Genomic DNA, 11,034 nt, shown 5'->3' with positions numbered 1-11,034 from the left:
TCTGGAAAATCATCTTTAAATAACTACTTTTGACAACGCTTCTACAGCGTTTGCTGCGCTCGTTCGCCAGCACTTTGGGTGGTCAATTTGCCACGGAATCACCTGGTCAACTTCTCCGTATTATACAGGTTTTGTCTAATCTATCTAAGGGCATTAGGACTATCGTTTTGTGCTGTAGAATTGTTTATTCAGTTTTTTATCTGACTCTGAAATTTTGTGTTGAGAATCGTCTATTTCTGAATAATTAACATATAATTGATTTTTGTCCAATAACTCTAACAGATATTTTTTCATGTTGTCAATCGGCGCGGTTTTAAATGCTGTCAATCGTTCGTTTAAAGTTTTTTTATCAAATTGATAACTTAAAGAAGCGTTGTTGTCCATGTCTTTCCAAATAGATATTAAGTCATCCTTAGAAACAGCGTCTTGAATACGGTCAATATAAATTTGATTATCCTTTTTAAGTTCACAATAAATAAACGATCCTCCACCTTGCCAGTTTATAGCTTTTGATATACCTGATTGATCACCGGAGATTACATTTATCAACCTTTTAGTACTATCATTTTCTCCGTAATTAAGTTGCTCTATCCCGATATATTGTCTTTTCATTTTATGAGCGACAGCACACGTGGTTCCACTGCCCAAATGATAATCCACAACCAAATCACCTTCTTCTGTAGCGACTTCCAATATCTGTTTAATCAACTTTTCTGGCTTCTTACCATTTTTCAACTTAACACCACCCTCTTTCGCAATTCCAGCCCAAGATATATGACTCCAAAAATCCGTTAAAGCTCTGTTACAGATAGTTTGCCATCTATTTTTTTCATTTTATTCGAATAAAAGGCTAATGCACCTCCTTTATATAAATACATAATGCTGTTATCTTCACGTTTGTATTCAATAATTCTATCTTCTAATTTAGACTTAACCATGAGTTCTTTAAGAGTGTCAGTCGGCTTATGAGGATCGCGTATACTAACAACATTATCTGCATGCTTGCAAGCGAAGTCCTCGATGGTAGCTTTTAAAACACTATTCCAAGAACTTCCAAACTTATTCTTCGCTTCTGCTTCGCTAACAAATCCTAACGATTCGATGGCTTTATCTTTTATCGGAGTGAATTTCCAATCGCTAAACAGGCCCCCTTTATCAAGATAGAGATTGTAGTTTTTATTATAAGGAACTGGCACATACGATTTTCTAAATTGGAAAGCAGGTTTGTTTTTAGTGTAAAATAGGATATACTCGGTCACATCAATCGGGCCTGGATTTACAGTTTTAAATCCCGCTGGAGATGCTGTCTTTACAGAGATAATTTGAACTTTGTTTTCGATCCCAAAAATTTCATCCATTAAAACATTTATATAGCCTACTTGATGATGATCGATATGAACAAAAATGCTTCCATCTTCTCTCAAAAGCTTTCTAGCATATTCCAAACGATTCTTCATAAAAGTTAGCCAGGTGGAATGATTAAAATTATCGTTGTATTGAAAACTGTCAGAACCGGTATTATAAGGAGGATCGATATAAATTAATTTGACTTGTCCTTTAAACCTTTCGCATATTGAGGACAAGCCTAAGAGATTATTTCCTTTTATAATTAAATTTTCTTTACCGGAAAACGAATTCACCTCTTGCTCGCCATCTTTATCTAAATGTTTCCATTCCGTAAATACTTTGGGGTCTAGTAAACGATCAATCTGTTCCGGGGCCAAAGTTTCGTTCCAAAAGATTTCACTTCTACGTTGATCTTCCTTTGTTTGTCCTCCCTCTAGTATACAATCTTTATGAGGCCACACTAGTACAACGTCTTCACTTGTTTTAATAAAATTTTCAGTAGAGCCATCGTCGGTTACTAACCCAATTTTATTTTTAAAAGCGGTGTAACTATCAGGTAAGAAAGATTTATTATTGACAAAACGTTGAAATTCTATTTTATCGAAAACAAATACTCCGTTAACCTCAGTAAAAAAATGCTTTTTGAAGGAAGCGTTATTTAAGAGGATTGAGATCAATTTGGCATCAATATGAAGGGCAAGTTCGATTATTTTATTTTTATTTAACTGACCATCAATTACCAAGTTTTCCTCGTTTTGAAGGATTTCAGCTAATTCTATTTGTAAGTTTTGCATACTAAAATATACGGGAATATCAGACTAATATAACGTAAATAGTTAAAAAAGCAGGGCCCATTATCTTCATTATTAATAATTCCGCAAAGTTAGGCCTGTGTTTGGATACATCGCAAGGAACTACGGCATAAACCCTACCCTTGCAGTACCCCTTCATTTATTCCGTTTCCTTTCGTTCTTGATTGCCGAGAACCTGAGTGTTGGCTTTATAATTAATCACTAAATAATATTATGCTTCAGGTTCAACATGCTTGATTTACTACTTGGAATTGTAAGTTATAAATACTTAATTTATCTTTGAGCCTCATTTTGTTTACTACTCTGTTTACTACCGGAGTTTTAGACGGATAACAAGGAATAATTCACCATTTGTGTAATCCGGTGCTAGATAAGTGTAAACATTACATAAACAATCGGTTGTATCTTGTGATATAGCCTAGATAATTGCTACGGGATGTAGCGTAGCCCGGTATCGCGCCAGCATGGGGTGCTGGAGGTCGTAGGTTCAAATCCTGCCATCCCGACGAAGGAAAGCTGTCCGCGAGGACGGCTTTTTTTTTAGTTATCCCTATGATTATAACCAAGCTGCATCAGTATTTTACTATTAACAGAATTAATATCTGATCACGACTCAACCTCTTTGCAAATACGCCGTATATGGGCGTCAAGCTGTCGCGCCGAAGCCAATAAATAGTCCAGCATCTGATTTTTTTCCGAATCTTCAACAGCCGGGTCTTTAATAATATCGATTAATCCCAATATGTTGGCCAGCGGCGATCGGATAACATGCGACTGTACCCATGCAATTTCTGCTAATCGTTGGCTTTGCTGTTCTATCGCTCTAATGTGGCCCACCTTTTCGGTAACGTCAAGGCAGGCACCTATCATCTCCAAGGGTTGTCCTGATGCGTCAGACTTGAGCTTGGCCCACGATCGCAGATATCTTACCTCGCCATCCGGCCTTATTATTCGTTCCTCAAATTCAGCGTCTTGCCCGGTGTTAAGTACATTGGAAATAAAGTGATATACACGTGCGCGGTCATCGGGATGCAGCCTCTCCTGGTAGCCTGCAAAAGTGGCTTTAAATTCTTTGGAATTAAGTCCGTAAATGGTATATAATGCGGGTGACCAGCTAACTATGTCAAGTTGTATATCCCAGCGCCAGTTACCAAAATGCGCCAATTCCTGGCTTTGTAACATCAATAAATTGGCCTCGTTTATAATATCGTTTTTTTGACGGTTCTCCAGGATAATCTGTAGCAACGCGGTAGCCCGTTCCATTACCTTTAACTCTTCCTCACCCGGTAATCTGGGCGCACGGTAATACATGGATACGGTTGCGATTACATTGCCGTTCGAATCTATAACCGGATTTGACCAGCAGGCGTGTAAATTATGTTGAAGAGCGCTATCGCGATATTTTGTCCATTTTTTGTCGGTTAATATATCCCCTACTATAACCTGCCGCCTTAATGCCGCGGCTGTACCGCATGAGCCCTCATTTTCGCCGATGGGTCTCCCATTCATCGTATCAAGGTAGGCTGACGGCAGCGAAGGAGATAAACTATTAACAAGATGCCCGTTTTTAACATGGTGTATGCACGAAAGTGCCTGGGGGAAAATGGATTCGAGCCCCTTTAAATAAGTGAGCAGCACATCACTTAACGGTACATTAATATCTGAGCTTAAACGCAGGATGTGGCCATCAAGCCGTTCCATCTCAAGCAACCTTTCGGTAAGCGTAATATCTATCATGATACCTTGTATCATACTGGGCTTAACGCCGTTGTAAATAACAGAAACGTTGTCTTTAACCCAAACAATTTCGCCTTCAGCGTTAATCATCCGGTATTGAAACGAGCGCTTATTCCATCTTCCGCTAAGCAGGCCCTGGTATTCTTCCAGGATGTGATTATCTGCGGGATGCACGCAGGCCGACCAAAACCCGCGGTGTCCTAACAATTTCTCTGGCGTAACGCCTAAAATTTGCCCTATCTGGTTGTTGATGAAAGTAAACCGGCCGGTTTCTGCGTCCATCTCCCATACAATCCCTTCAATTGATTGCAGCAGACTATGCATTTCTGTCCGGTCGTTTCTCATTTTTTATGACTGACTTATATAAGTCTCTTTAATAGCCGCCATAAGCAGCCATAAGGTTTGTGTAATGCGTACAGCGTTTTCAGGTTATAAGCTATAAACTAAGGTAGGTAAAAATCACAAACAAAAAATATAAACTATCAGCCTTACCACCAGATAAAAATGCAAATAAAAAAAGCCCTCTGCTGGAAAAAGAGGGCTTTTTATGAAAAATCGATACAGAGCCTGTTACTCTTGCACCAACACCTTTAATGATGCCGGATCCTTACCTTCATTTTTTAGTACATAAACCCCGGCGCGTAGACCGGGCAAGCTAATAATAAAGTCGCCTGTCGCCTCAGTTACAGTAACGCTGCTGAGTAATTTTCCATACAGGTCACGCAGGGTGATCAGTCTTTGCGCCTTGTCTGCAAATTCATAGCGGATGTTAATAGTGCCGTTGCCTTTAACCGGGTTTGGGTAAACGGACAATGCATTATTACTTAATAGCCTGCTGGGGTTAGCGAGGTTAACGGTATGCGTTGTCTGGCAGCCGCCGGCGGTATCAAGCACGGTAACGGTATAAGTGCCGGACGGCATGTTGCGTAAATCGCGTGTGGTCGCGCCGGTATTCCATGCGTAAGTAAATTTGCCGCTGCCACCGGTTATACTCAACGTTATGTCGCCCCCGGAGACTGACGCACGTACTACAGGCACAGATGGTGAGCCGCCTACCACTACTTGTTGCTCATGGTTAAAACCGCCGGGGGCAGTCATGGTAATGGTGTACGATCCCGGTTTTAATCCGGTGAACTCGCGATTTGAGGAGCCTGCCGGATTTGCCCTGCCGTTAATGAAGTATTTTACCTTTGTTATGCCACCCGGTTTACTGGTAACTATAATGGTTCCGTTGGCTGCACAGGTAGCCCTGGTGCTGGCCATAGTAACCGGAACTGGCGGTATATACACTGTCACACTGGCTTTACAAGCGGTGGTTATATCCGTTACCGTCAACGTATAGTTGCCTTCGGCTACTTTTATCAACCTTGGTTCTTTAGCCCCGTTGCTCCAGGCATACGTGTAGTTGCCGCTACCGCCGCTAACGGTAATTTCGGCATTACCGGGAGTTACGACCGGGGTTAAGATCAATGGCTCATCCTTCAAAATCACTTCCTCCATGTACACAAACCTGTCGGGCCCGGTAATGCGAATAAGGTATTTGCCTGCTTTAAGATTGCTGAAGTTTTTATTAGTTAATCCCTGTGGATTAGCTGATCCGTTTATATAATAATTGAATGGCCCGGTTGCATCCAATATAGTATCAATAGCAATTGCACCCTTAACATTACACCGCGGGTGTGTTACTTTCATTTTAACATCATGTACCATACTGCCTGAGGCATAGATGTCATCAATTTTAAAATCAAGTTTCCGGGTGCTCATTTGGTTACTTAACCAGCCCACCCGCGTCATCTGTGTTTTATCGATATCCGTGTTGCCAAATAACCGGGCCAGCGGAATGCTTACCAGTTGATATTGGCCGGTGAAGGATGACACGTAGCCGCCCGCTTTAAGTTTAACCCCCGGCGGATCATTACCAAAACGGTCTTTAACAAAAACGTCCATATCAAAATCTGCTGACGGTGGCGTTATCTTGATATAGAAATTAAGGTAACGTTTATCGCTTAGATCAAGCAACTCTGTGTTATATGTGTCTTCGTTCCAATCCCAGGCCACGGCAGCAAAATCGCCTGTTTGTTTATCCAGGTGTATGTCCATACTTACAGGCTGGCGGTTTCCACCGATAGGGTTAACCTTAGCTGTGGTTGAATCGTTAACGCGTATCTGCGTCCCGGTGTTTTTTGTGTCGCCATCCCATATCAATAGGTCGCTGGCTACCTGTTCTATTTTGTAAGCGGCGTGGTATACTGTTTCATTACCTGCTGCATCGCGAGCCGTTATTTTAAGCTTTTTAACGCCCGGGCTTACGCCTTTTGGAATAGTGAATGCCGCCTTATACCTATTGCCGGTTTTACGCGGCATTACCAGGTTGTTAGGCCCGTTTACCTCTGATAAGTCAACGGTTACAGATTTAAGATCATTATCCGGGTCGGTGACGTCGGCCGCTATGGCATCAGCTATCAGGCCGTCTGAATAACCTGACTCGCGTATTTGTGATACACCCGATATAGCAGGCGCTTTATACGGATGAGAATACGGTAACACCCTTATGTCGTCAACCCAAACATCAAATCCTTTTGAGGCGGTGTTTGCTGAGAAATTAAACTGCCATATCTGGTCCAGATGTACTTCTGAGCCTGCGGTAAGGGCAGCAATCGGTATCCGCACACGGCTGTATGACGTAGGACTAAAGGCTGACAGGTAACCATCCCGTTTCAGGGCCACGGTGGCCGAGGTGCCAAGCTCGGCGGACGCATCGCGCATGCTAAACTCAATATCGGATCCTGCAGGCGCATTTGATCGGATGTAAAATTCTACGAATCCGAAGTCACTGATGTCTCGTCCGTCTGCAGGGTTACTATAGTTTGATATACGCCACGTCATCATGTTATATTTGTTTGGCCCGTGTATAAAATGCATGAAAAGGCTGCCGGGCTTGTTATTGCCGCCTGTTGTAATGCGCTGTATTTTAGCCTGCTTACTTGCCAGGCTGTCTGCCGGATCAAAAAAATGCTCGCCCACGCCACGGGTCACCGAGTCGGCATCCCATATCATGGACGATTGCGTTTTTTTAATTACGCGGTATTGCACCGTACTTTCGCCGCTATGGTTTTGCGCGTCGGTGGCGGTTAGTTTAATCATTTTTAAACCTGAAACGGCCGTTGCGGGCAATTTATAGGTGAGCTTATATTCACCTTTCGCCGCGCTCGTTAATTTTAATGCGGCGGCTGCAGGGCCGCCAACCGGCGTAAGGTCAGCAGTTACCTTTTGGATGTCTTTATCTCCATCATAAATTGTAGCAACGATATCAAAGGTTGCCGTTCCGTCAGACCAACCCGCCTCAGGTGTTATTTTAACGCCGTCAAAATCAGGATAAACTGAAAGGTCTTCTTCGGTAAGTACTATGTGGCAGGCAGTAAGTGCCGGAATGGTATAGTCAAACTTATTATCGTTTATAACGCGCACATTACGTATCTGTCGCATAGCCGAACTGCTGCGGTCAAAGGCCCACACACGCGCGCTTTTGTAAGCCCTGTCACTATTGATATTAATAGTGGCTACAATAGGGCCGTCCTGGTTCTTGTTCATCGCAATAATGTGTGTACGGCCCTGGTTAGCCGATTCGATGGAAGCATGAACAGATGAGTTTGTAATGTCGCTGGTTACTGAGTTTACAGATATATCACCAAACTGCCCGCCTTTACCATCATAATTGCGGTATATATCAAAACCCGCTTTAACATAATCTATCACACCGCCCCAGTAGGTAGCAAGATACAACCCGAGTTTGCCAAAAATACCCAGCGCGTCAGCCTGTGCTATACCGCCTGACGGGTGGCCGGTACCCATGTAGCTGTATTCGGTAATGGCCAGCTTAGTCCCCGGGTAATAGGTGTTAATATGTTTGTTCATTTTAGGGATAAACGGAAGGAACTGCTCAACTTTCCAGCCATCAGTACCTATCCATGTGTTCTCGCGGTAAGTGCTATCCCAAAGGGAGCGCGTCATCTCCATCCTGGCGGCGCTGGTAGCATAGTCTGAACTGTTATTAAAGGGGCTGAGGCCATCGTTTCGGCCCTGTGGGTACCAGTGCACATCCAATACATCAAGCAGGCGGTTAGCGCCGCCCCGCTCTTTCATTTTTGCCAGGTAGTAGTCAATAAAAGTTACGTAATTGCCCCGTACGTCTGCCCAGTCGGGAGCGTCCTGCAGTGTTTCAAATTCTGATACTCCCCACGATGCCGGACCGAAAACTTCAGACGTTGGGTCCATTTGCTTAATCCGCGTAGCTAATTCTACCGAATTATCAAGCAGGTACGATACCGGCACATGCCCCGGGCCCCACATACGCGAGTGTGAGTCAAACCATAGCCCGGGCTCGTTATCAAGGGCGTAACCCTTAACACCAGTTGACGTATTGCTTCGACCAAAGTGGTGAATAAGAAAATTGATCTCCTCATCGTTATATACCGTGTTATCAGCCAGGTTAGGAAAAAGGCTTAATGCGCCCGGTTTAGTATATTTAACATTTACCCATCTGCCAGATGGCGCTGACTGAGCCTCGCTAACGCCCCCGTTTTTATCGGCAGCCACGTATTTAGCCATCGGCAGCGTAATAAGTGAGTAAGCCTTTTGCTGAAGTGACCGGGTGTGGAATGACTTAACCGCAGCGCCCGGTACGTTGTAGTCGGCCTCATCAACACCCTGTTCCCATGGTACATAATTGTCGCTTTCATGAAACCAGTCGCGTCCCGCGTTGGAGGCATTGTTTTCCCAGTTGTAATTGGTAATGCGGTTGCCGCCAAAGCGTTTAGCGGCTGCGTGCTTATAATTATCATTAGTGCCATAAATAAGCGGACTAATAATTTTTCTATCGGCATTGGTATTTATGTTAAACGTAACCTTTACCTGCGAATACGCAGGCAAACCGAAAAGCATAAAAAGTAAAGGTAAAATTTTTGAATACATATTATTATTTAGAAGGTGATTGCTGATGGAAGTGGTTTTACGCTTTATCAATAAATCCGTGAGGTTATTTATAAAGTTGAATAAATGGCTGTTTGTAGCTTACTACTGTTAAGGAAAAAGGATATGTTAAGATAAAGCACGGCTGTGTGGAGACCTTCTTAACCAAACCCATGGCTGCTGCCCTACTGCAGGTTATCATTAAGATGTAGGTCATCTCAGCGGTGTCATGCAGTAATCTGCTAATATATTGCGTGGCCGGCAATTTACTTTCGCTCGTTAAAATCTTCATGAAGTTTATACTTATATATGTGATAGCTGTTAAACCATACGGCATAAATTAACATTACGCTACAGCCGCCGATATTTTTTTGGGTGTTTTAGTGTCTAACGCTGCATTTGAGGCTATTAAGGCAAGCAGCTACCTAAGTTGAAGTAGTGCATTCAGGCATAACGTGTTAAACCGATCGCGGCCGCGTCGTCCAAAAAAAAAGTTGAGGCGAAAAGTTATCCTTATATGGTAGATGAAAGGGTAGATATGATGTATGGCCGCCGTTATAAGTTTTGCATAAGGTGCTATATTGCCCGGCGCCGAAATCGCCAGCCCTTTATCTGCATAAATAGCCATTTCCAGTCAACCAATAACAAACAAAGTATGCGGTACTCTGTAAATGGCAAGTTCATTAAAAAGCCGATACAGGTGTGCAGCATGATAGCGCCAAACAAATATATTGTGCGGGGCCAACCGGCTGCAAGCAGAAAAAATCCGGACATTTCAAATACAACAGTAAGCACCGAAAGCCCGCTGATTACCACCTTATTTGCAGCGAGGGATTGACCCAGTTTAATCATCGACGGCTGCTTCAGCCTGTTTCCGTACGAATAGCTGTATATGCCGAAGCCATCCTTCCATTTTTCCCTTTCGGGTACATCCGGGGGCGATATATGCATGGGCTTTATCCCTGGGGTAAACGGGCTTGCACTTCCATCAAGGTAATGGCTAAGGGTTTTTCCATCCAGCCATTTCAAACCGCCGTACCGTACTTTTGATAATCCTGAGGTAAAGTAGGTACAGGCAACCAGTATGATAATAAGCTTGAAGCCCCATAAAGGATAAGGCGTGCTTTTAAGCGTGAGTGCTTCCCAAAGTGACCATTGCCGGTTTTTACGCCCTGATAGCCATAGTAAAAAACTGTCAACAGATAAGCGTGTTGAACCCGGAACAAACGCCAATATCATCACTATTTGCGAAAGAAGGCTTAGCCCGTGGTTGTAAACACCTTGTGCTGCACATAACCCGGTTGTATATGCAGCTGTTATGCCAAATACAAGTAATGCCGGGCGTGTGAACAAGCCGAAAATGCTGCACGCCGCCGCTAAAAAATACAGGTACTGAAACAGGCGCGAACGGTATTGGATTAATGAGAACAGACCGCTAAACAGCTGTACAAACGTGCTGGGTTTTTGTATAGCAGCAATAGCAGGATCATGTACTATAAACATATTGACATTTAAGTTATAGAACAATACAACAGTGCAAATAACTATCCTGATAACCGCAAGGTTTAGCGACGTAGTTTCTGAAAAGAAATAGCGATTTAAGGCGGGCAATAGCCCCGCGTTATTTACCGTCCTTTCCATGTGTGTATAAATTTTCCGGTTGTGTGATCGTAATAGCCAACGTTATGCTTAGCTAAAGGTTGGTATTTGCGGTTATACTGCGTTACACTTAAGTCAATACGATGTATGGCGGTGTCGCTTGTGAGATGTTTATAGTAGGCTGAAAAGAAATTAGTTAACCTGTTTTCGAATGCCTGTTTGCTGTCATTATCGAAGTTTCCTAAAGGTGATTCAGGATCAACCGACCAATATACCTGGTCAAAAAACATCCGCTTAACCATGTGATTGTTCAGATGGTCTGTGCCGAAGTTTTTACCGTTTGCTGTAAATTCAATCGAATAAAAAAGGGTGCTGTCGCCAACATAGTGGCCAAACATTGGGGCTGGTGTAAACGGATACGACTCCTTGCCTTTACATATGATATATATATTAGGTACCAAAAAAGCTAACATGACAAAAGCTGCAAATACCTTTTCATGTTTTTTCATATTCCGTACTGTTATAACCAGGTTTTATAATCGTGATAGTAAAAGCCTCCCAAATGTAGTAT

At 43.0% G+C, this 11,034-nt stretch carries 6 protein-coding genes and 1 tRNA gene; 1 reads left to right on the top strand and 6 read right to left on the bottom strand.

The genetic code is table 11. The features are described 5' to 3' along the window. Nucleotides 1–159 precede the first annotated feature (159 nt). A complete protein-coding gene (locus DJ568_RS07715) occupies nt 160–759 on the bottom strand; it encodes a site-specific DNA-methyltransferase (RefSeq protein ID WP_317047535.1) in 600 nt (199 codons plus the stop codon). A gap of 32 nt (nt 760–791) precedes the next feature. Beyond that, entirely contained in the window at nt 792–2,141 is a 1,350-nt protein-coding gene (locus DJ568_RS07710) for a site-specific DNA-methyltransferase (protein WP_114004673.1), read from the bottom strand. A gap of 450 nt (nt 2,142–2,591) precedes the next feature. Here DJ568_RS07710 and DJ568_RS07705 point away from each other — a divergent pair. Beyond that, nucleotides 2,592–2,665 (top strand) — tRNA-Pro (locus DJ568_RS07705). Between the two features lie 100 nt (nt 2,666–2,765). Here the strand turns inward: DJ568_RS07705 and DJ568_RS07700 are convergent. The 4 genes from DJ568_RS07700 to DJ568_RS07685 form a co-directional block, all read right to left on the bottom strand. Beyond that, nucleotides 2,766–4,241, bottom strand: a complete 1,476-nt coding sequence (locus DJ568_RS07700) for a PAS domain-containing protein (protein WP_114004672.1) — start codon at nt 4,239–4,241, stop codon at nt 2,766–2,768. A 225-nt stretch (nt 4,242–4,466) separates the two neighbouring features. Further along, the gene (locus DJ568_RS07695; RefSeq protein WP_147238727.1) at nt 4,467–8,867 is read right to left on the bottom strand and encodes a glycoside hydrolase family 44 protein; all 4,401 of its coding nucleotides are present in this window, start codon (nt 8,865–8,867) and stop codon (nt 4,467–4,469) included. A gap of 573 nt (nt 8,868–9,440) precedes the next feature. Next, complete coding sequence (locus DJ568_RS07690; RefSeq protein ID WP_114004670.1) at nt 9,441–10,505, bottom strand: hypothetical protein; 1,065 nt, start codon at nt 10,503–10,505, stop codon at nt 9,441–9,443. Then, entirely contained in the window at nt 10,490–10,972 is a 483-nt protein-coding gene (locus DJ568_RS07685; protein WP_147238726.1) for a hypothetical protein, read from the bottom strand. The genes DJ568_RS07690 and DJ568_RS07685 overlap by 16 nt, the downstream gene beginning before the upstream one ends. Nucleotides 10,973–11,034: the final 62 nt, after the last annotated feature.

The organism is Mucilaginibacter hurinus (assembly GCF_003324525.1).
GTDB classification, from domain to species: domain Bacteria; phylum Bacteroidota; class Bacteroidia; order Sphingobacteriales; family Sphingobacteriaceae; genus Mucilaginibacter; species Mucilaginibacter hurinus.
Note: the sequence above shows the minus strand (reverse complement) of the source record. Positions and strands in the feature narration are given on the sequence as shown.

Bases quoted from the DNA above. Each gene is read 5' to 3' on its own strand.
- DJ568_RS07710 (WP_114004673.1), bottom strand. From the start codon at position 2,141: ATGCAAAACTTACAAATAGAATTAGCTGAAATCCTTCAAAACGAGGAA.
- DJ568_RS07700 (WP_114004672.1), bottom strand. From the start codon at position 4,241: ATGAGAAACGACCGGACAGAAATGCATAGTCTGCTGCAATCAATTGAA.
- DJ568_RS07695 (WP_147238727.1), bottom strand. From the start codon at position 8,867: ATGTATTCAAAAATTTTACCTTTACTTTTTATGCTTTTCGGTTTGCCT.
- DJ568_RS07690 (WP_114004670.1), bottom strand. From the start codon at position 10,505: ATGGAAAGGACGGTAAATAACGCGGGGCTATTGCCCGCCTTAAATCGC.
- DJ568_RS07685 (WP_147238726.1), bottom strand. From the start codon at position 10,972: ATGAAAAAACATGAAAAGGTATTTGCAGCTTTTGTCATGTTAGCTTTT.